21 protein-coding genes and 3 tRNA genes are annotated in these 19,436 nt (G+C 70.1%); 15 read left to right on the forward strand and 9 right to left on the reverse strand.

Translation table 11 applies throughout. From position 1 onward, the window contains the following. Nucleotides 1-37: 37 nt before the first annotated feature. From lon to OHS18_RS34015, 4 genes are all read right to left on the reverse strand, one after another. Complete coding sequence (gene lon / locus OHS18_RS34000) at nucleotides 38-2,440, reverse strand: endopeptidase La (protein ID WP_328613590.1); 2,403 nt, start codon at nucleotides 2,438-2,440, stop codon at nucleotides 38-40. A gap of 100 nt (nucleotides 2,441-2,540) precedes the next feature. Then, nucleotides 2,541-3,431 (reverse strand): SAM-dependent methyltransferase, encoded by an 891-nt coding sequence (locus tag OHS18_RS34005; protein ID WP_328613591.1) that lies wholly within the window; start codon nucleotides 3,429-3,431, stop codon nucleotides 2,541-2,543. Continuing rightward, nucleotides 3,428-4,279 carry an SAM-dependent methyltransferase gene (locus OHS18_RS34010; protein WP_328445617.1) on the reverse strand — a complete coding sequence of 284 codons (852 nt, stop codon included), beginning with the start codon at nucleotides 4,277-4,279 and terminating at the stop codon, nucleotides 3,428-3,430. The genes OHS18_RS34005 and OHS18_RS34010 overlap by 4 nt, the downstream gene beginning before the upstream one ends. A 72-nt stretch (nucleotides 4,280-4,351) precedes the next feature. Beyond that, on the reverse strand, nucleotides 4,352-5,290 hold the full coding sequence (locus OHS18_RS34015) for a GNAT family N-acetyltransferase (RefSeq protein ID WP_328445615.1): 939 nt from the start codon (nucleotides 5,288-5,290) through the stop codon (nucleotides 4,352-4,354). A gap of 240 nt (nucleotides 5,291-5,530) precedes the next feature. Between OHS18_RS34015 and OHS18_RS34020 the strand changes: the two genes are divergently transcribed. The 6 genes from OHS18_RS34020 to OHS18_RS34045 all read left to right on the forward strand — a co-directional run bounded on the left by OHS18_RS34020 (nucleotide 5,531) and on the right by OHS18_RS34045 (nucleotide 9,590). Further along, nucleotides 5,531-8,176: a putative bifunctional diguanylate cyclase/phosphodiesterase gene (locus OHS18_RS34020; RefSeq protein ID WP_328445613.1), complete on the forward strand. Its 2,646-nt coding sequence runs from the start codon at nucleotides 5,531-5,533 to the stop codon at nucleotides 8,174-8,176. Between the two features lie 81 nt (nucleotides 8,177-8,257). Continuing rightward, nucleotides 8,258-8,330: transfer RNA gene (locus OHS18_RS34025), tRNA-Thr, on the forward strand. A gap of 49 nt (nucleotides 8,331-8,379) precedes the next feature. Continuing rightward, nucleotides 8,380-8,452, forward strand: a tRNA-Met gene (locus tag OHS18_RS34030). A 50-nt stretch (nucleotides 8,453-8,502) separates the two neighbouring features. After that, entirely contained in the window at nucleotides 8,503-8,667 is a 165-nt protein-coding gene (gene rpmG, locus OHS18_RS34035) for a 50S ribosomal protein L33 (RefSeq protein WP_005152047.1), read from the forward strand. Nucleotides 8,668-8,745: 78 nt separating this feature from the next. Continuing rightward, nucleotides 8,746-9,195, forward strand: coding sequence for a MaoC family dehydratase N-terminal domain-containing protein (locus OHS18_RS34040; RefSeq protein WP_328445611.1), 450 nt, complete (start codon nucleotides 8,746-8,748; stop codon nucleotides 9,193-9,195). Beyond that, nucleotides 9,192-9,590, forward strand: coding sequence for a MaoC family dehydratase (locus tag OHS18_RS34045; protein ID WP_328445609.1), 399 nt, complete (start codon nucleotides 9,192-9,194; stop codon nucleotides 9,588-9,590). Before OHS18_RS34040 ends, OHS18_RS34045 begins: the two co-directional genes overlap by 4 nt. 75 nt (nucleotides 9,591-9,665) lie before the next feature. Here the strand turns inward: OHS18_RS34045 and OHS18_RS34050 are convergent, their stop codons facing one another. From OHS18_RS34050 to OHS18_RS34060, 3 genes are read right to left on the reverse strand one after another with little or no spacing between them, the layout of a single operon-like run. Then, nucleotides 9,666-10,571 (reverse strand): SGNH/GDSL hydrolase family protein, encoded by a 906-nt coding sequence (locus tag OHS18_RS34050; RefSeq protein WP_328613592.1) that lies wholly within the window; start codon nucleotides 10,569-10,571, stop codon nucleotides 9,666-9,668. A 35-nt stretch (nucleotides 10,572-10,606) separates the two neighbouring features. Then, nucleotides 10,607-11,569 (reverse strand): hypothetical protein, encoded by a 963-nt coding sequence (locus tag OHS18_RS34055; protein ID WP_328613593.1) that lies wholly within the window; start codon nucleotides 11,567-11,569, stop codon nucleotides 10,607-10,609. Then, nucleotides 11,566-11,916 (reverse strand): GntR family transcriptional regulator, encoded by a 351-nt coding sequence (locus tag OHS18_RS34060; RefSeq protein WP_328613594.1) that lies wholly within the window; start codon nucleotides 11,914-11,916, stop codon nucleotides 11,566-11,568. The genes OHS18_RS34055 and OHS18_RS34060 overlap by 4 nt, the downstream gene beginning before the upstream one ends. A gap of 136 nt (nucleotides 11,917-12,052) precedes the next feature. Here OHS18_RS34060 and OHS18_RS34065 point away from each other — a divergent pair, with 136 nt between their 5' ends. Continuing rightward, nucleotides 12,053-12,268 carry a hypothetical protein gene (locus OHS18_RS34065; protein WP_284747826.1) on the forward strand — a complete coding sequence of 72 codons (216 nt, stop codon included), beginning with the start codon at nucleotides 12,053-12,055 and terminating at the stop codon, nucleotides 12,266-12,268. Nucleotides 12,269-12,272: 4 nt separating this feature from the next. Here the strand turns inward: OHS18_RS34065 and OHS18_RS34070 are convergent, their stop codons facing one another. Further along, nucleotides 12,273-13,181 carry a TIGR03619 family F420-dependent LLM class oxidoreductase gene (locus OHS18_RS34070; protein ID WP_328613595.1) on the reverse strand — a complete coding sequence of 303 codons (909 nt, stop codon included), beginning with the start codon at nucleotides 13,179-13,181 and terminating at the stop codon, nucleotides 12,273-12,275. 206 nt (nucleotides 13,182-13,387) lie between these two features. On the opposite strand from OHS18_RS34070, the gene OHS18_RS34075 reads away from it, so the two are divergent. The 6 genes from OHS18_RS34075 to OHS18_RS34100 all read left to right on the forward strand — a co-directional run bounded on the left by OHS18_RS34075 (nucleotide 13,388) and on the right by OHS18_RS34100 (nucleotide 17,039). Next, nucleotides 13,388-13,460 (forward strand) — tRNA-Trp (locus OHS18_RS34075). A gap of 26 nt (nucleotides 13,461-13,486) precedes the next feature. Continuing rightward, complete coding sequence (secE, locus tag OHS18_RS34080) at nucleotides 13,487-13,927, forward strand: preprotein translocase subunit SecE (protein ID WP_328445598.1); 441 nt, start codon at nucleotides 13,487-13,489, stop codon at nucleotides 13,925-13,927. Nucleotides 13,928-14,001: 74 nt separating this feature from the next. After that, nucleotides 14,002-14,871 (forward strand): transcription termination/antitermination protein NusG, encoded by an 870-nt coding sequence (gene nusG, locus OHS18_RS34085; RefSeq protein WP_328613596.1) that lies wholly within the window; start codon nucleotides 14,002-14,004, stop codon nucleotides 14,869-14,871. 73 nt (nucleotides 14,872-14,944) lie between these two features. Continuing rightward, nucleotides 14,945-15,382: a 50S ribosomal protein L11 gene (gene rplK / locus OHS18_RS34090; protein WP_003079266.1), complete on the forward strand. Its 438-nt coding sequence runs from the start codon at nucleotides 14,945-14,947 to the stop codon at nucleotides 15,380-15,382. An 84-nt stretch (nucleotides 15,383-15,466) separates the two neighbouring features. After that, nucleotides 15,467-16,186, forward strand: a complete 720-nt coding sequence (gene rplA / locus OHS18_RS34095; protein ID WP_328445592.1) for a 50S ribosomal protein L1 — start codon at nucleotides 15,467-15,469, stop codon at nucleotides 16,184-16,186. Nucleotides 16,187-16,256: 70 nt separating this feature from the next. Then, the gene (locus OHS18_RS34100) at nucleotides 16,257-17,039 is read left to right on the forward strand and encodes an alpha/beta fold hydrolase (RefSeq protein WP_328613597.1); all 783 of its coding nucleotides are present in this window, start codon (nucleotides 16,257-16,259) and stop codon (nucleotides 17,037-17,039) included. On the opposite strand, the gene OHS18_RS34105 is transcribed toward OHS18_RS34100, so the two are convergent. Continuing rightward, a complete protein-coding gene (locus OHS18_RS34105) occupies nucleotides 17,036-17,893 on the reverse strand; it encodes a hypothetical protein (protein ID WP_328613598.1) in 858 nt (285 codons plus the stop codon). The genes OHS18_RS34100 and OHS18_RS34105 overlap by 4 nt on opposite strands. Nucleotides 17,894-18,208: 315 nt before the next feature. On the opposite strand from OHS18_RS34105, the gene rplJ reads away from it, so the two are divergent. Together rplJ and rplL are read left to right on the forward strand one after the other, a co-directional pair. After that, a complete protein-coding gene (rplJ, locus tag OHS18_RS34110) occupies nucleotides 18,209-18,763 on the forward strand; it encodes a 50S ribosomal protein L10 (RefSeq protein ID WP_328445586.1) in 555 nt (184 codons plus the stop codon). A 52-nt stretch (nucleotides 18,764-18,815) separates the two neighbouring features. Then, a complete protein-coding gene (gene rplL / locus OHS18_RS34115) occupies nucleotides 18,816-19,199 on the forward strand; it encodes a 50S ribosomal protein L7/L12 (protein WP_328445584.1) in 384 nt (127 codons plus the stop codon). Nucleotides 19,200-19,436: the final 237 nt, after the last annotated feature.

A 19,436-nucleotide genomic window follows, 5' to 3' on the forward strand; every position in this document is an offset into this window, starting at 1 on the left:
AGAGGGAAACCGGCCGTTCAGGTGGCGGCGTTCGGGGTTACGCCGCCTGGGCAACCGGCGTCGAAGCCGGGGTCAGGGCGAGGTCCAGGACCTCGCGCACGTTCGCCACCGCGTGGACGTCCAGCTGGGACAGCACCTCGGCCGGGACGTCGTCGAGGTCCGGCTCGTTGCGCTGCGGGATGATCACCGTCTTCATCCCGGCCCGGTGGGCCGCCAGCAGCTTCTGCTTGACGCCGCCGATCGGGAGGACGCGTCCGGTGAGGGACACCTCGCCCGTCATCGCGACGTCCGCCTTGACGACGCGGCCCGAGAGCAGCGACGCCAGCGCCGTCGTCATCGTGACGCCGGCCGACGGGCCGTCCTTGGGCACCGCGCCCGCGGGGACGTGGACGTGGATGCCGCGGTTCTTCAGGTCACCGACCGGAAGTTCCAGCTCCGCGCCGTGCGAGCGCAGGTAGGACAGCGCGATCTGGACGGACTCCTTCATCACGTCGCCGAGCTGGCCGGTCAGCTGCAGCCCGGACGCGCCGGACTCCTGGTCCGCCAGCGACGCCTCGATGTAGAGGACGTCACCGCCGGCACCGGTGACCGCCAGACCGGTGGCCACACCCGGGGTCGCGGTCCGCTGGGTCGACGCGGGCAGCGACGACTCCGGCAGGTGACGCGGCCGGCCGAGGTAGTCCGGAAGGTCGGAATCGTCGATCGTGAGCGGCAGCGTGGCCTGGTCGAGCGCCACCTTCGTGGCGATCTTGCGCAGCACCTTCGCGATCGTGCGGTTCGCGTCGCGCACGCCCGCCTCGCGGGTGTACTCGGCGGCGATCCGGCTGAACGCGGCGTCGGTCAGCGCGACGTCTTCCGTGCTCAGGCCGGCGCGCTCCAGCTCGCGGGGGAGCAGGTGGTCGCGGGCGATGGTGACCTTCTCGTGCTCGGTGTAGCCGTCCAGCGTGACGAGCTCCATCCGGTCCAGCAGCGGGCCGGGGATGGTCTCGAGCGCGTTGGCCGTCGCCAGGAACACGACGTCGGACAGGTCCAGCTCGACCTCGAGGTAGTGGTCGCGGAACGTGTGGTTCTGCTCCGGGTCCAGCACTTCGAGCAGCGCCGCCGTCGGGTCGCCGCGGTAGTCGGCGCCCACCTTGTCGATCTCGTCGAGCAGCACGACCGGGTTCATCGAGCCGGCTTCCTTGATGGCGCGGACGATCCGGCCGGGCAGCGCGCCGACGTAGGTGCGGCGGTGGCCGCGGATCTCCGCCTCGTCGCGGATGCCGCCGAGAGCGACCCGGACGAACTTGCGGCCCATCGCCTTCGCGACGGACTCGCCCAGCGACGTCTTGCCGACCCCGGGAGGGCCCGCGAGGGCGAGCACCGCGCCGGACCGGCGTCCGCCGACTGCGCCGAGACCCGATTCCGCGCGGCGCTTGCGCACGGCCAAGTACTCGATGATGCGTTCCTTGACGTCGTCGAGGCCCGCGTGGTCCGCGTCGAGCACGGCGCGCGCGGCGGCGATGTCGTAGCTGTCCTCGGTGCGCTCGTTCCAGGGCAGCTCCAGGACGGTGTCCAGCCAGGTGCGGATCCAGCCGCCCTCGGGGGACTGCTCGGACGTCCGGTCCAGCTTGTCCACCTCGGCCAGCGCGGCCTTCTTCACGGCGTCGGGCAGCTCGGCGCCTTCGACGCGGGCGCGGTAGTCCGTGTCGTCGGTGGAGCCGTCGAGCTCACCCAGCTCCTTCCGGATCGCTTCGAGCTGGCGGCGCAGCAGGAACTCCTTCTGCTGCTTCTCCATGCCCTCCGAGACGTCCTTGCGGATCGTGTCGGTGACCTCGAGCTCGGCCAGGTGCTCCTTGCTCCACTCGAGCGACTTCTCCAGGCGCGCGGTGACGTCGAGCGTGATGAGCAGCTCGACCTTCTGGTCGGTGTCGAGGTACGGCGCGTTGCCGGACAGGTCGGCGACCGCGGACGGGTCTTCGACCTGCTGGACGGCGTCGATCAGCTGCCAGCCGCCGCGCTGCTGGAGGATCGAGATGACGACGGCCTTGTACTCGGCCGCGAGCTTCGCGGTCTGGTCGTCGGTGGTTTCGGGGGCGTCCTCGGCGTGCACCCAGCGGGCGGCGCCGGGACCGTCGGCCATCCGGCCGACGAGCGCGCGGGTGGTGCCACGCAGCAACACGGCGGCCTTGCCGCCGGGCACGCGCCCGATGCGCTCGACGGTCGCGACGGTGCCGTACTCGGCGTACTCGCCGTGGACACGCGGCACGATCAGGACTTCGGCCTTGCTGCCGCCGGTCGACCGGATGCCGGGGAAGCTTGCCTGGCTCGGGGTGCCGGCCTGGGCGGACTCCACCGCGGCCCGCGTCTCGGTGTCGGTGAGGTCGAGCGGGACGACCATGCCCGGCAGCACGACGTCGTCATCGAGCGGGAGCACGGGCAGGAGGCGGGTGTCGGACATGTGCACTCCTCGGGTAGTTGAGTCTGCCTAGCTCAACTCTCCGATGGGTGTGTTTGTTTCCGATGGTGCGTTCGCCCACAGCGATCAGCGAAAGCGCAGGTCAGAGGCTTGGGCGGCGCGCCACCGCGCACCAGGCGAACGGCCGGGTCTCGAGATCCAGCACCGTCGGACGCTCGTCGGGGCGCCAGTCCGGCAACGATGTCATCCCCGGCGGGAGCAGCGGCCAGCCGCCGAACCAGGGGAGCAGTTCTTCGGCCGTGCGCAGCCACGCGGGGTTCGTCGTGTCGCGGTAGGCGTCGATGAATCGTTTCACCTCGGCCGCGCGAGCCGGCGGGGCGTCGTCGCGGCAGGTGCCGTGCGTCAGGGCCAGCCAGCTGCCCGGCGCCAGCTTCGCCCGGTACGTCGCCATCAGGCCATCGGGATCGTCGGACGGGCCGACGAAGTGCATCACCGTGATCATCAGCAGGCACACCGGCCGCGACCAGTCGATCAGGTCCTGGGTCACGTCGTCCGCGAAGATCGCGGCCGGCCGCCGGATGTCCCGCTCGACCAGGCCGGCCCAGCCCGTCGCGTCTTCCTTTTCCAGGATCAGCCGGGAATGCGCGGCCGCCACCGGCTCGTAGTCGACGTACACCACCGACGCCCGTTCACCGTCGGGCAGCAGCTCCCGGACGATCTCGTGCACGTTGCCCGCCGTCGGCACGCCGGAACCGAGGTCGACGAACTGGCGGACACCGGCGTCCATCGCCGCCGAGACGACGCGGTTCATGAACGCCCGGTTCTGCCGCGAGATCGGCCGGATCAGCGGCCACACCTTCTCCACGCGCCGGCCGAACTCGCGGTCGACCGCCCAGTGGTGGTCGCCGCCGAGGTACCAGTCGTAGACGCGCGCCGCGGACGGCTTCTCCGTGTCCACCCCGGCCGGGGCGATCGGCGCTCCTCCCGTTCCCCCGCCACCACCCTCGGCGGAGGTGGTGTCCTCCGGACTCATGCGAGGGGCTTCTCGCCGATGCCGCACCACGCGTACGGGCGGGCTTCGGCTTCCAGGGCGTTCAGCTTCCGGTCGGGCCGCCAGTCCGGCAGGTGCACGATGCCCGGCTCGAGGAGGGGCCAGTCGCCGAACAGCGGCACGATCTCCTCGCGGGTGCGCAGCCACACCGGGTTGCTCGTCTTGCGGTACTGCTCGACGAACCAGCGCAGCCCGGCCAGCGACTCGCCCTCGCCGTCACCCTCGCTCATCTGCGAGATCGCCAGCCAGCTGCCCGGCGCGAGCGCGTCACGGTAGGCCTTGAGCAGGCCGTGCGGGTCGTCGTCCGGGCCGACGAAGTGCAGCACCGCCATCATCATCACGCAGACCGGCTTCGAGAAGTCGATGAGCCGTTTCGTCTCTTCCGCGCGCAGCACGGCCTTGGCGTCGCGCATGTCGGCCTGGACGATGCCGGCCCAGTCGGTCGCCGCCTCCTCTTCGAGGATGAGCGTCGCGTGGGCGACGGCGACCGGCTCGTAGTCGACGTAGACGACCGTCGCGTCGTGCTCGTCGGGCAGCTCGGCCTCGACGACCTCGTGGACGTTGCCGGCCGTCGGGACGCCGGAGCCGAGGTCGATGAACTGCCGGATGCCCGCCTTGAGGGCCGCGCGCACGGCGCGGTTCATGAACTCGCGGTTCTGCTTGGAACCGGGCCGCACGAGCGGCCACTGCTGTTCCATCCGCCGCCCGAACTCGCGGTCCACGGCCCAGTTCTGGGTACCGCCGAGGTACCAGTCGTAGATCCGGGCCGCGGACGGCTTCTCGGTGTCGACGCCCTCGGGTGCTCTGGGCGCGGCGTCCCGCTCGTTCACTTCGGTTCCCCGTCCCTCGAATCCTGGCGCCAGCCTATAAGGACGGAGTGCGACGGGTAATCCGCCAGTAGCTCACCGAACTGCTGGGCGACGCTGCCAGTACGTCCACAGCGGGCGGTAACCCTGGGCGTACCAGAACGGCGTCGAGAGCGGGTTCGCCGCGGCGTGGTGCAGCAGGACGACGTCGGTGCCCTCCTCGTCGAGCACCTGGTGGGCGTGGGCCGACAGCGCCGTGCCGACGCCGGACGACCGCGCCGCTTCGGCGACGGCCAAGGACGAGAGGTAGCCGACGCGCTCGGCGGCGACACGGTCGCTGATCCAGCCGGTCTCGCCCGGGTGCTGGACGTTCACCATGCCGAGCGCGCGGCCGTACAGCTCCGCGATCCACAGCGGCGGTTCCGGCCGGTTGAGCTGCTCGGCTAGGTCCTTGGCCAGGATGTCCGCGACGCCTTCGCGCAGGTTCACCGTGCCGTACTGGGCGTCGAAGGAGTGCAGCTCCATCCCCAGCGCCACGGCGGTTTCGAGGTCGCCGGGCTCGGCCCGGCGGATCTTGACGCCGGGGGTGCCACGCGGGCCCTCCGGGATCATCCGGTCGGCCGGGCGGACCGCGACCACGCGCAGCGGCGCGAAGCCGTGGTGCAGCATTTCGCGCGTGCCGGCGGCGTCCCGGCTGGCGCGCGGGAGGACCGCCGCGGTCTCGGTGTCGCCCGGTTCGGCGACCGCGCGCAGATGTTCATCCCATCGGGTGAGGAGGGCGTCGAGCGCGGCGGCCGGCTGCGGGCCCGCCAGGTGGAGGTCGAGCCGGTGCTCGGTGAGCGCGCGCCACGGCGCGTTGGGGGCGTCGCGGTCCACCTGGACGCGGGACGCGAGCCCGGTAGCGGCCGAGTCGCCGAGGTCGACGTCCAGCACCACGGCGTTTTCGGTGCTCTCGAAGGGGGAGGAGCCGGGGAGGAGGGGGTCCACCGCCGCGAGCCGCGCCGCGTGTTCGGTGGCAATCACATCGCTGTGCATGGGGCACATTCAAGCGCTACCCGGCCCGGAACGCGTAGAGGGCGTCTCGGGGAAGGGGACATCCGAGGTTTCACCCCTTGGTCCACGCAGGTCAGCGCTATCGAGGCATTGTTAACCCTGGGGTGATCTCCTACTGTCTCGAAAGGGACATGAGTACGCCCTACGGGGTACGGTATGGCCCTTGTCCACACCTGACGTCACGGATCAGGGACCAGTGGGCAAGCCGGGAGGGAAGAACGGATGCCGGAGACCAACGCGCGCGGCGACGCCGTGGCGCAGCCCGGGCCGGACGGTCCCGAGGCCGCGCCGCTCCCAGCGGCCTCCGCCGAGGCGCGGACCGACGAACGCCGGTTCCGCGTCTACACCTTCGCGGTCCTGAGCCTGGGACTCGTCGCGGCGTTCGCGGTCGGCTCGTGGCTGCCGTTCCACTGGGACAGCAAGCTGCTGTGGATCGGCCCGGTGCTCGCGGTCGCGTTCCTGCTCGCCGAGCAGCTCGGCATCAACGTCGACGTCCGCAGCGGCATCTCGTGGACCATCTCCTTCACCGAGATCCCGCTCGTCATCGGTTTCTTCATCGCGCCGTTCGAAGTCGTACTGGCCGCGCACCTGGTCGCGGGCATCGGCACGCTGCTCGCGCGGAAGGTCGCCGGCCGTGTCCTCTACAACGCGGGCGCGTTCCTGCTCGAGATCACCGGCGCCTTCGCGGTCGCCGGTCTGGTGAAGTTCGCCGTCGGCGCCGGTTCGGGCCGCGAGATCCCCTGGGTCGCCGCGCTCGCCGGCACGCTGACCGCGCCGCTCGTCAGCACGCTGCTCGCGCTCGCCGCGGTGCGCGTGCTGCGCCGCCGGATGCGGGTCAGCACCGCCGTCCGGCTCACCGCGCGGATCCTGGTCGTCGGGTTCGTCAACGCGTCGGTCGGCCTCTCCGGCTACCTCGTCATCTCGAACACGCCCAAGGCGTGGCCGTTGGTGCTCGCCGTCTTCCTCGGCCTCACCGCCCTGTACTGGGCCTACTCCGACCTGCTGCGCGAGCAACGGGACATGGAAGCCCTCTCGGACGTCAGCCTGATGGTCGCCCGCTCCGGTCAGCAGGCCGCGGCCCGCCCGGCCAGCCGCGCGGACGAGCTCGTCGGCGGCGTCGACGTCCGCGAGTGGGCGACGATCGCCGAGCGCATCAAGGACCAGCTCGCCGCCGGCCGCGTCGTGCTGCGGTTGCGGCTGGAGCCGAAGGACACCATGCGGGTGGTCGTCGCGGGCGACGACCTGCCCGCCGCCGACCCGGGCGCCGACGACCCGCTGCTGCGCCTGCCCGGCGCGCACGTCCGGCACTTCCGGATCACCGAGGCCAACCCCGACGTCCGCGCGGCGCTGCTCGACCGCGGCGCGCAGGAGGCGCTCGTCGTCCCGCTGCGCAGCGCGAACCAGCTGCTCGGCGTCGTCGAGGCGCACGACCGGCTGTCCCGCTGGCGCGGTTTCGGCAAGTACGACGTCCAGCTGCTCGGCACGATGGCCAGCCACCTCGCGACGTCGCTGGACAACCGGCGGCTGCTCGCGACCCTGCGCCACGACGCCTACCACGACCCGCTCACCGGGCACCTCAACCGGCCGGGCTTCCGGCAGGTGGCGAAGGAACCGTTGCGGGACTTCGCGAACGCCGTGGTGCTGCGGATCGACCTCGACGTCTTCTCGACCGTCTCCGACGCGCTGGGCTACGCCTGGGCCGACCGGATGGTCATCGCCGCCGGCCGCCGCATCCGCGACGCGCTCGGCCCGGACGTCCCGCTCGCCCGGCTCGAGGGCGCGTCGTTCGCGGCGCTGCTCGTCGGCACCCCGCCGGAGGACGCCCACCACGCGGCCGAGCGGCTGCGCGAAGAGCTGTCCGCGCCGTACCCGGTCGACCGGCTTTCGGTCGAGGCCAACGCGATGATCGGCTACGCGACGACGTCCGCGGAGGAATCGGGCGACGCCGTCGACATCGAAGGCCTGCTGCAGCGCGCCGACGTCGCTGTTCGCGCTACCAAGGGCGGCGAAGAGGTCCGCGGCTACGTGCCGAGCATGGGCCAGATCTTCCTGCGCCGCTTCCAGATGGTCACGCAGTTCCGGCAGTCCCTCGAAGACGGCCAGGTCAGCGTCCACTACCAGCCGAAGATCACCCTGCCGAACCGCCAGGTGGCCGGCGTCGAGGCGCTGGTGCGCTGGGTGCACCCGGAGTTCGGCCGGCTCGGCCCGGACGAGTTCGTCCCGGCCATCGAGGCGGCCGGCCTGATCGGCGTGCTGACGTCGTTCGTGCTCGGCGAGGCCCTCAAGCGCTGCCGCAAGTGGCTCGACGAGGGCCTGCGGATCTCGGTGGCGGTCAACCTGTCGGTGCGCAACCTCGCCGACGAGGACTTCCCGAACAAGGTGGCCCGCGAGCTGGACCGCGTGGGCATCCCGCCCGAGCTGCTGACGTTCGAGCTGACCGAGTCCGGCGTGATGTCCGACCCGCAGAAGGCACTGCCGATCCTGCGCGAGCTGCACTCGCTGGGCATCACGCTCGCCGTCGACGACTTCGGCACCGGGTACTCGTCGCTGGCCTACCTGCGGCAGCTGCCGGTCGACCAGGTCAAGATCGACAAGAGCTTCGTCCTCGGCATGGGCACCGACCTCGGCGACCTGGCCGTGGTCCGCTCGATCGTCGAGCTGGGCCACTCGCTGGGCCTGACGGTGGTCGCGGAAGGCGTCGAAGAGGACGTCGCGCGCGACCAGCTCGAGGCGATGGGCTGCGACGTCGCCCAGGGCTACCTCATCTCGCGGCCGCTGCCGGAGGACCGCCTGGAGGCGTGGCTGCAGGCCCGCACGGCGCGCTCGCCGGGACGGCACTCGGAGACCGTCCTGACCCTGCTGACCTGAGGTTTTGCCCTAACGGGACCCCGGTTGCACGGCCGGGTGAAGGGACTTGGTAATCTTTCCAAGTCCTCGCGAGAGGCACAGGCCCCTTTAGCTCAGTCGGCAGAGCGTCTCCATGGTAAGGAGAAGGTCTACGGTTCGATTCCGTAAAGGGGCTCACGACCTCAGCCGCGTCACGCCTGCGTGTCGCGGCTTGGGTCATGTAGGGCGGTGTAGCTCAGCTGGCAGAGCAAGCGGCTCATAATCGCTGTGTCGCCGGTTCAAGTCCGGCCACCGCTACGCGGTAACGACTGGGGCTCGCCCCGGGACCTGAGAGAGAAGGAAACGCTGTGGCTGCCACCGACGTGCGACCCAAGATCACGCTGGCGTGCGAAGAGTGCAAGCACCGCAACTACATCACCAAGAAGAACCGGCGCAACAACCCGGATCGCCTGGAGATGAAGAAGTTCTGCCCGAACTGCGGTACGCACCGGACGCACAAGGAAACCCGCTGACGTAGCGCGTTCTCACCAGCTTTCACGAAGCCGCCCTGGACCACCGGGGCGGCTTCTTGCTGTTGGTAGCCTCCACCGGTGCCCTTGGACGAGTCGTTCACCGGACGGGTTTACCCGCCGCAGACCAGCTACGAAGTGAGCCGGGAGAAGATCCGGGAGTTCGCCGACGCGATCGGCGACCAGAACCCGGTCTACCGGGACCCGGAGGCAGCGCGCGGCGCCGGTCACCCGGACGTCATCGCGCCCCCGACGTTCCTCACGATCATCAACCTCGCCTCGATCAACGCGATCGTCACCGACCCCGAGCTCGGCCTCGACTACTCGCGGATGGTGCACGGCGACCAGCAGTTCTCCTACAGCCGCCCGGCCCACGCCGGCGACGTGCTGCTGCTGACGACGCACATCGACCGGATCATGGCCCGGGCCGGCAACGACTTCATCAACCTGCGCGCCGAGATCACCGACAGCGCCGGCGCGCACATCGCCACCACGCGCGCGCAGCTCGTGGTGCGGGGGGAGGACGCGTGAACGTCGGAGACGAACTGCCCGCCCTCGAGGTCCGCATCACCCGCGACCAGCTGGTCCGCTACGCCGGGGCCGCGCTCGACTTCAACCCGATCCACTGGAACGAGGCGTTCGCGAAGGAGGTCGGCCTCCCCGACGTCATCGCGCACGGCATGCTCACGATGGCCGTGTCCGGCCGCGTCGTGACGGACTGGCTCGGCGACCCGGGCCGCCTGGTCGACTTCAGCGCCCGCTTCACGCGCCCGGTGGTCGTCCCGAACACGCCCGACGGCGCGCTGGTGGAGATCACGGGCAAGGTCGGCGCCCTGCAGGACGACGGCATCGCCCGCATCGACCTCGTGGTGAAGTCCGACGGCAAGACCGTGCTGGGCAAGCCCCAGGCCCTGGTCCGCGTCTGACCGCCGCGGTACCCGGCTGTCCGTGAAGGCCTCCTTGAGGGACTCAGAGTCCCTCAAGGAGGCCTTCACGGACAGCTACGGCAGCTTCAGCAGGGTCACCACGACGTCGGCCATGCCCTGCTCGCCGCGCGCGTTGGGGTGCATCGGCGCGGCGGGCGAGGCCGGCAGCAGGCCCTCCACCCAGCGCTTGTCCGAGTCGGCGCACACGTCGTGGCCCTTGCCCGGCGTGGCCGTGTCGGCGTAGCCCGCGCGGTGGGACTTCGCCTGGTCCTCGAGCATCGAGTTCAGGTTGGCGAGCCCGTCGCGGAAGTACGCGACGTCGCCCGAGCCGAACGGCAGCGCGGGCCAGCAGCCGTCGCCGTCCGGCAGGACCGTGGGGTAGCCGACCACGATCACCTTCGCCTGCGGCGCCTTAGCGTGGATCTTGTCGAGCACCGCGCCCACCTTCGGCGCGGTGCTCGCGATCCGCTCGGCGATCTGGTCGTGCCCGCCCGCCGTCAGCTTGTCCTTGCAGGGTGACGCCGACGGGTGCGCTGTCGCGCAGGACGGCGCGATCCCCAGGAAGCCGACGTCGTTGCCGCCGATGCCGAGCGTCACCAGCGTGGTCTTCCCGTTGACCGCGTCCAGCTGGGGCGGGTTCGATCCGTTGGACGTCTTCTGCGTGCTGCTCAGGCTCGCGGTCGTCGCGCCGCCGCAGCTGACGTCGGCGAACTCGGCCGGCTTCACCTTGGCCGTCACGAGGTGCGGGTAGTTGTCGTCCGTGCGCTCGCAGCCCGCCGGCTGGCCCGCTTGCCCGCCGGTGCGCGGCGAAGACGTGTACGAGTCCCCCAGGGCGACGTAGCGGCCGCTGCCGCCGCCGGTGTCCGCGCCGTCCGGTGGCGCCGCCGACGAGCCGTGCTGCCACTTGTAGTACCCGAAGATCAGCAACCCGACCACGAGCACGACCACGAGGCAGCCGCCCCCACCGCTCTTTTTCGCCACTAGTCCGTTTCTACCGGCCGTCGTGCTCCGCGCACCTAGTCAATCCGGGTGACGCCCTGCGCGATCAGGTCGTTCACCAGGCCGGCGCCGGTTTCCGGGTCGTCGACGCTCACCAGCACGGTCCGGCCGTTCGCCAGGGTCAGCTCCAGCGCCGGGCCGCCGCGCACCTTGTACGCCGTCGTGCCGGTGACCGAGTTGAAGCGCAGGCCGAGCCCGCCGTCGCCGAACGTCGTCAGCTCGCGCACGGTGGCCTCGCAGACGTCGCTCAGCTCGAGGTGCCGCCACGGGAAGCCGAGGAGGCCGAAGCGGATCGTCACGCCCGTGCCGTCCACCTTCGCCCGCAGCCGGTACGTCAACGCCGCGACCACCGCGCCCACGAAGCCGATCCAGACGGCCGTCGGCCACGGGAGCCCGGCGGGCAGGAACGCGATCGCGCCGGGGATCGCCAGCAGCGCCCAGAGCATCGCCGGGTTCGCCGCCCGGCCCGACCAGAACGCCCGCTGCCCCGGCTGGAGCCCGACACTCGGCCGGTTTGTCCCCGCCCGGTGCTCGCGGGGCGGCGTGGGCAGGCCGCCGGCGAACGCCGCCACGACGCCGAGCACGGCCACGCCCAGCAGGAAGAGCAGGACGAGGGCGCCGCCGCGGGCCTGGTGCCAGTCCGGCGCGTCGAGGTTCAGCACGAGCGTCGACAGCAGGACGGCGGACGGCATCACGGCGAGCCCGGCGCCCAGCCCGACGGCCGGCCGCGGCAGTGGTCGCCCGTTGCGCAGCGCGACGACGGCGATCACCACCACGACCGCGGTCACGACCACACCGAGCGCCAGGCACACGGTGACGAACAGCCCGAGGGAGTCGGCGTTGTCGGGCCCGTCGTTCCAGTGCGTCGCGAGGGGGTCGGGCAGCCGGTCCCGCCACGCGTTCGCGAGGACGGCGGCGACGGCCAGGACCGCGCCCGGCAGCACGGCCGTCGCGGTCAGGACCCGGATCAGCTTGGTCATGAGTACTTCTCCTTGATCACCCCGGTGAGCTCGTCCAGGCCGACGCCCGCACGTTTCGCCTCGTCGACGACTTCCGCGACCAGCTCGGTGAGCCGCGCTCGCGACGGCGCGCCGCCGAGCACGACCGCACCACGCCGTCTTCGCAGGTCGATGAGGCCTTCGTCGCGAAGCAGCGCGTACGCCCGCAGCACGGTGTGGACGTTGATCTCGAGCGACGTCGCCAGCTCCCGGGCCGGCGGCAGCTGGTCACCCTGCGCCGGGCTCCCCTCGGCGAGGGCGCGGCGGAGGGAACCCGCCACCTGTTCGAAGAGCGGGACGGTCGAACTCGGATCGATCCGAACGAGCATAGTTCTAACTGTACTAGAACTATCCGGCTTTGAGTGGGTGAACCTGAGTGAGGGAACGAGGGTTGCGTGAGACGACGATCACAGCGAGGGTGGGGCCCGTTCCGTAGTCGAAACCGAGGAAGGCAGGAATAGCGCTGTGGGCCTGAACCTGAACAAGCTCGTCGACAAGGCTTACGAGGACAAGTCGATCAAGGAGCTGCTGGACGCCCCGCCGTCCGCGCTCGAGGGGCTCACGCCGAAGCACGACGAACTGCTCGCCGAACTGAAGATCAAGACGATTCGCGACCTCGCCAACTGGAAGTACGCGGCCAAGGCGCAGGCGCTCGCCACGCTCGCCGACAGCGAGTCCTGAGGGCTCAGCCGGCCAGTTCGCCGGCCAGCTCCAGTGCGTGGTCGACGTCCTTCGCGACGTAGTGCAGGTCGACCAGCACCTCCGTGATGCCCTCTTCGCGGGCCACGTCCAGGCACGGCAGGACGTCCGCGACCGACTCGACCCCGGTGCCCGCGCGCGGGTTGATCCGCAGTACCCGCCGCAGGGTGCCGGGGTCCCGGCCGGCTTTTTCGGCCGTTTCGAGCGCGACCGCCCAGAGGCCCTTCAGGTACTGCCGGGGCATCCAGCCGGCCAGCCAGCCGTCCGCGCGGCGGCCGATGCGGGCCAGCGCCGGCGGCGCGAAGCCGCCGAGCAGCACCGGCGGCCGCGGGTCCTGCGCCGGGCGCAGGCCGACCGTCGACGGCGCGATCCGCCACTGCGGGCCGTCGTGCGCCACCGGGTCCCCGGTCCAGATCGCCTCGAGCGCGTCGAGCACCGCGTCGAGCCGCCGGCCACGGCCCTCCCACGGCACGCCCGTCGCGAAGTACTCCTCGCGCAGCCAGCCGAGCCCGAGGCCGACGTCCAGCCGTCCCGAACTGGCGAGGTCGAGCGAGGTCAGCGCCCTGGCGAGCAGGACGGGGGAATAGACGGGCCCGGTCAGGGCGCTCATCCCCAAGCGGACCGTGCGCGTCACCGCCGCCGCCGTCGCCAGCGTCGTGAACGGGTCGGCGAAGGTCTTGAACTCCTCCGGGTACGGGTGCTCCGGCGTCCCGCCGCCCGGGTAGAGGTCCGACGGCTCGAGCGGCGTCAGGATCCGGTCGCCGACCCACAGCGACCCGAAGCCGAGGTCCTCCGCGGCGACGGCGAAGCGCGCGACGGCGGCGGGATCGGCGAGTGCGCCGTACTGGGGCAGGGCGAGCCCGAGTCGTGTCCCGCTCACCGGGTTGCTCGTCATGGCGGACATCCTGGCATGATCACCAGGTCGGCGGGAGGTTTTCCGCTGGCCGACCGGGGTTCGGCGGTCGATCGGGGGGCGCGGTTGCGAGCTCTCGTGAGGCTTGCCGTAGACTTCGGGACTTGGAAAGCACTACGGTCATCCCCGCCTGGATGGTGGGGATGCTGGAAGGCGTCCACGGGGGCTTCGAGCGATCGAAGCCTCACAGGGGTGTAGCTCAATTGGCAGAGCAGCGGTCTCCAAAACCGCAGGTTGCAGGTTCAAGTCCTGTCACCCCTGCGTAACGGAACTGGTGGAGCGAAGGAGTGGTCGTGAGCGACAGCGACGCCAGCGGCGGCGAGCAGGAGCAGGACGGCACCGGGTCCAAGCCCGAGAGCCAGTCCCGCCCGGTCACAGCCGCAGCCAGGCGTGAACGCCGCCAGACCGCTCGTCCGGCGGGCAAGTCCGCGGCACGTGCGGACGACAAGACCCGGCCGGCCGGGAAGTCGGGGGAGAAGACCGCCCCCGACGCGAAGGGCGCCGCGACTCCCAAGCGGGACCAGAAGCCGAAGAAGGCCTCCGTGTTCGCGCGGCTGGTGCGCTTCATCCGCGAGGTGTGGGCGGAGCTGCGCAAGGTCATCTGGCCCAACCGCAAGCAGATGGTCACCTACACCGCGGTCGTGCTGGTCTTCGTGGTGTTCATGGTGGCCCTGGTGAGTGGCCTGGACCTGCTGTTCAAGTGGGGCATCGGCCACGTATTCGGCTGACGCGCCTCGGCGCGCGCCGATGGGGCTTCAGGTCCCGGCCTGACCCCGGCAATGATCAACTGAGAGGACGGAACGTGACCTCCGACAACGGCACAACAGCCGGTCAGGAGCTGACCGAGCTTTCCGACGAGCAGGTGCACGCGGCACTCGGTGACGAGGAGTCCGCGCACTTGGAGCCCGTCGACGTGCCCGAAGCCGAAGAGGTCGACGAAGCCGCCTCCGAGGAAGACGCCGAAGACGCCACTGACTCCGACGACGCCGAAGACTCCGACGCCGGCGAGGTGGCCTCGGACGACACCGAGGCCGAGCCCGCCGCGGCGGACGACGACCCGGTCGCCACGTTGCGCGCCGAGCTGGTGGCCGCGCCGGGCGAGTGGTACGTCGTGCACTCCTACGCCGGGTACGAGAACAAGGTGAAGACCAACCTCGAGACCCGGACCACGACGCTGGACGTCGAGGACTACATCTTCCAGATCGAGGTCCCGACCGAAGAGGTCACCGAGATCAAGAACGGCCAGCGCAAGCAGGTGCAGCGCAAGGTGCTGCCCGGCTACATCCTGGTCCGGATGGACCTGAACGACGCCTCGTGGAGCGCGGTGCGCAACACGCCGGGTGTCACCGGGTTCGTCGGCGCCACTTCGCGGCCGTCGCCGCTGACCGTGGACGAGGTGCTGAAGTTCCTCGCCCCGCGCGTCGAGAAGGAAGCCCCGGCGAAGGGCGGCAAGGGCGAGTCCGGCACGTCCGCGGCTCCGCTCGGCGGCCCGGCCGTCGAGGTCGACTTCGAGATCGGCGAGTCGGTCACGGTCATGGACGGCCCGTTCGCGACCCTGCCGGCGACGATCTCCGAGGTCAACGTCGACGGGCAGAAGCTGAAGGTCCTGGTGTCGATCTTCGGCCGGGAGACCCCGGTCGAGCTGTCGTTCACGCAGGTCTCCAAGATCTGACGACCGTCGCGCGGTCGCAGTCCCCACGTCCACGGCAGGTACGCGGGGAACGTAGTACAGGACAGGAAAAGAAATGCCACCCAAGAAGAAGAAGCTTGCGGCGATCATCAAGCTGCAGATCAAGGCGGGCGCGGCCAACCCCGCTCCGCCGGTCGGCCCGGCTCTGGGCCAGCACGGCGTCAACATCATGGAGTTCTGCAAGGCCTACAACGCCGCGACCGAGTCGCAGCGTGGGGACGTCGTCCCGGTCGAGATCTCCGTGTACGAAGACCGGTCGTTCGACTTCAAGCTGAAGACGCCGCCGGCCGCGCGCCTGCTGCTCAAGGCCGCTGGTGTCGAGAAGGGCTCCGGCGAGCCGCACAAGACCAAGGTCGCCAAGGTCACTTGGGACCAGGTCCGCGAGATCGCCAAGACCAAGGAGACCGACCTCAACGCGCACGACATCGACCAGGCGGCGAAGATCATCGCCGGCACCGCCCGTTCCATGGGCATCACGGTCGTCGACGCCTGACGTCTGCAGCACCAGCAGTACGTGGGAGAGCCCGGTGCGGCTCGTCACCACACTGATCCGTTTTGAGAAGTTAAGGACAGAAGCATGACCAAGCACAGCAAGGCTTACCGCCAGGCTGCGGAGCTGATCGACAAGGCGCGGCTGTACGCGCCTCTCGACGCCGCGAAGCTGGCGAAGGAAACCTCCAAGACCAAGATGGACGCGACCGTCGAGGTCGCGATGCGTCTCGGTGTGGACCCGCGCAAGGCCGACCAGATGGTCCGCGGCACCGTGAACCTGCCGCACGGCACCGGTAAGACCGCCCGCGTCATCGTCTTCGCCGTCGGCGACAAGGCCGCCGAGGCCGAAGCCGCCGGCGCCGACGCGGTCGGCACCGACGAGCTGATCGAGCGCATCCAGGGTGGCTGGCTCGACTTCGACGCCGCGATCGCGACGCCGGACCAGATGGCCAAGGTGGGCCGCATCGCCCGCATCCTCGGCCCGCGTGGCCTGATGCCGAACCCGAAGACGGGCACCGTGACCCCGGCGGTCACGAAGGCGATCCAGGACATCAAGGGCGGTAAGATCAACTTCCGCGTCGACAAGCAGGCCAACCTGCACCTGGTGATCGGCAAGGCTTCTTTCGACACCGAGAAGCTGGTCGAGAACTACGCGGCGGCGCTGGACGAGATCCTCCGCGCCAAGCCGTCGTCGGCGAAGGGCCGTTACCTGAAGAAGGTCACCTTCACCACGACGATGGGCCCGGGCATCCCGGTCGACCCGCTGCGGACCCGCAACCTCCTCTCCGAGGACGCGAACGTCTGAGTCGGACATCACCGGAAAGGGCGCCCCCGCTTGCTGCGGGGGCGCCCTTTTTTCGTGTCTTATGGACGTCATGCCGACATTCGCGTCGTTCGACGGGCTCCAGCTGAACTACACCGTGTGGGAGGGCGACGGTGCCGCCCAAGCCGCCCGCCCGGTGCTGCTGCAGCACGGTTTCGCCGCCGACACGAACGCGAACTGGATCGCCACCGGCGTCGTCGCCGCCCTGCGCAAGGCCGGCTTCACGGTCATCTCCCTCGACGCCCGCGGCCACGGCCGTTCCGAGAAGCCGCACGACGAGTCCCGCTACACCGAAGCCACGATGGCCCGCGACGTCTCCGCGCTGCTGGACGAACTGGCCCTCGACGAGGTCTCGATGGTCGGCTACTCGATGGGCGCGATCATCGCCCTGGCCGCAACGGCGGCGGACAAACGCATCCGCCGCCTGGCAACGGGCGGCGTGGGCTCAGGCATCGTCGACTTCGGCGGCGTCGACCTGCGCGTGGTGAAGCCGGCGGAGATCGCCTCGGCACTGCTGGCGGAAGACCCGACAACGGTCCCGCCATCCGGAGTCCCGTTCCGCCTCCTGGCCGACGCGGTCGGCGGCGACCGCCAGGCTTTGGCGGCGGTGGCACTGGCGTCACGCGAGGGAGTCGTGGACCTGTCGGCAATCGGCGTCCCGACGCTGGTGCTGGCGGGCGACCAGGACGTCCTGGCCGCAGAGCCGGAACGCCTGGCGGCGGCGATCGCGGGAGCACGCCTGGTCCGCATCCCGGGCGACCACATGACGGCAGTCATGGCCCCGGCGTTCTCGGAGGCCCTGGTGTCGTTCCTGTCGGCCCCGCACCCGCGCTAACGATTCCCCGTCGGTGAAGCGGGGCACGTGGCCGGGTCGTTGGAATGACCGGTGATCAGCCACTGTCCCAGCTCCACCTTGGTGAGGGTGAAGCTTCCCAGGACCGGTCCGCCCTGCACGCTGTACCAGCATGAATGAATGGTCATCGGGCTTTCGATCAGCATGCTGGAGATGGGCCGCACCGCATAGATGTAAGAGTTCATGTCCGTGACCTTGCTGCTCAAGGCCGGTACGGCCGAAGCGCAGTCCGGGTAGCCGAGGTCGCGGCCGAACTGCAGCTGGGCCTCGTTGCTCATGAGGAGGCAGACGTGGTCGACCTTGCTCTCCGGTGAATCCGGCTTGCCGATCGCGTCGTAGATCCCGCGTACCGCCTGGAAAGGGTCGGTGGGCAGGCTTTGGTTGGTGTGGTACTTGCCTCCTCCGTGCTGCACGAACGTCTGCGTGTCCTCGCCCTTGTCACTGGGGAAGTAGTGGTTGTACAACCAGGTGCCCGCCACTATCAGCACCACGAACGCCAGCACCCAGGCGATGACCTTCTTGCCCAGCCACGTCAGCCACTTCGGTGCCGGACGTCGGCGGCGTTCTGCTGGGACGACCTCGTGTGACGGGCCCGGCGGGATCGGTGGCTGACCGCCTGAATACTGCTGGACCTGCCCCGCCCCCGCAGGTGGGGCAGGCTGGTTGCCCTGCTGGGTCTGGGTGAATCGCAGGTAGTCCTGGAACTGCTGGAACTGGCGGAACTGCTCCAGCTCCGCCTGGTCGATCGGTGGCGGAGAAGGCGGAGTGGCGGGCGTGTTCGAGCCCGCCGGTTCGACTTCCGCGCCCGGCTTTCCGTCATCACGCTGCTCCGCCACGTGACCATGATGCCCGCCGAAGCTCACGAAGGAACCCCCAGCCGCCCTAAACGCAGGTCAGGGGAGGGGGCGGACAACGGCCGTCGAACCCACCAGGTATAGTTGTCCACGGTTCTACCGAAGACCGCTGGTTATCCGAGTGCCCCCACGGACACGAGGAACGAAGGCCCCGCATTGCCGGGCGGCCCGCGCAGGAGGAACGAGGCTCGGCACTTCGTGTGCCGTACAACGCCCCGCGCCTGTTGCGCGAGGGCGTTTCGTCGTTTCGGGGGCTCTTCGGGCCAGTGGAAACACTAGCCAAGAGAGGAGGCGACCATGGCGAAGCCCGACAAGGTGGCGGCCGTCGCCGAGATCGCGGAGAGCTTCCGCAACAGCTCGGCCACCGTCGTTACCCAGTACACCGGCCTCTCCGTGTCCCAGCTGTCCCAGCTGCGCCGCGCTCTCGGCACCAGTGCCAAGTACCGGGTCGCTAAGAACACCCTCGTCAAGCGTGCCGCTGAGGACGCCGGCGTCACGGGGCTCGAAGACCTGTTCGTCGGCGCGACCGCCATTGCCTTCGTCGAGGGTGAAGCCGTCGACGCCGCCAAGGCGCTTCGCGACTTCGCGAAGGACAACAACGCGCTTGTGATCAAGGGCGGCTACATGGACGGCAAAGCGCTGTCCGTGGACGAGATCAACAAGATCGCCGATCTCGACAGCCGTGAGGTCCTGCTCGCCAAGGCGGCGGGCGCGTTCAAGGCGAAGCTGTCCCAGGCCGCCGCGCTGTTCCAGGCGCCGGCGTCCCAGGTCGCCCGCCTGGCTGCCGCGCTGGAGGAGAAGCAGCGCAACGCCACCGGTACCGAAGCAGCCGAAGCACCCGCCGAGAGCTGATCCACCCCCCACCCCGAACGTTTTTTGTTCGTTTTTCTGAGAGGAAGCCATCATGGCGAAGCTGAGCACCGCCGAGCTGATCGACGCCTTCAAGGAGCTCACCCTCCTCGAGCTGTCCGAGTTCGTGAAGGAGTTCGAGGAGACCTTCGACGTCACCGCCGCCGCGCCGGCCGCCGTCATGGCCGGCCCCGCCGCCGCCGCTGCCGCCCCGGTCGAGGAGCAGGACGAGTTCGACGTCATCCTCGAGGGCGCGGGCGACAAGAAGATCCAGGTCATCAAGGTCGTCCGCGAGGTCGTCTCGGGTCTGGGCCTGAAGGAGGCCAAGGAGCTGGTCGAGGCCGCTCCCAAGGCCCTCCTGGAGAAGGTCGACAAGGAGGCCGCCGAGGCCGCCAAGGAGAAGCTCGAGGCTGCGGGCGCCAAGATCTCCATCAAGTGATCCCGGGCGCGCAAGCGCCTTGCACCACCTCGTGAAGGGGCGGGCACCCACCGGGTGCCCGCCCCTTTCGTGTCGGATCCCCTAGGAGTGGTGTCCGTTCGGCCCCCGGGTCCCTAAATCGTGGGTTCGGGGTTCGGTTGCCCTGCGACCACGCATTCCGTGGACTAAGTTGCTGCCTGTTGCCGATCACGGCGGGATGACGATGCCGTCGGGGCTGGCCAGAAAAGAAAACTCGTG

Source organism: Amycolatopsis sp. NBC_00355, assembly GCF_036104975.1.
Taxonomy (GTDB): Bacteria; Actinomycetota; Actinomycetes; order Mycobacteriales; family Pseudonocardiaceae; genus Amycolatopsis.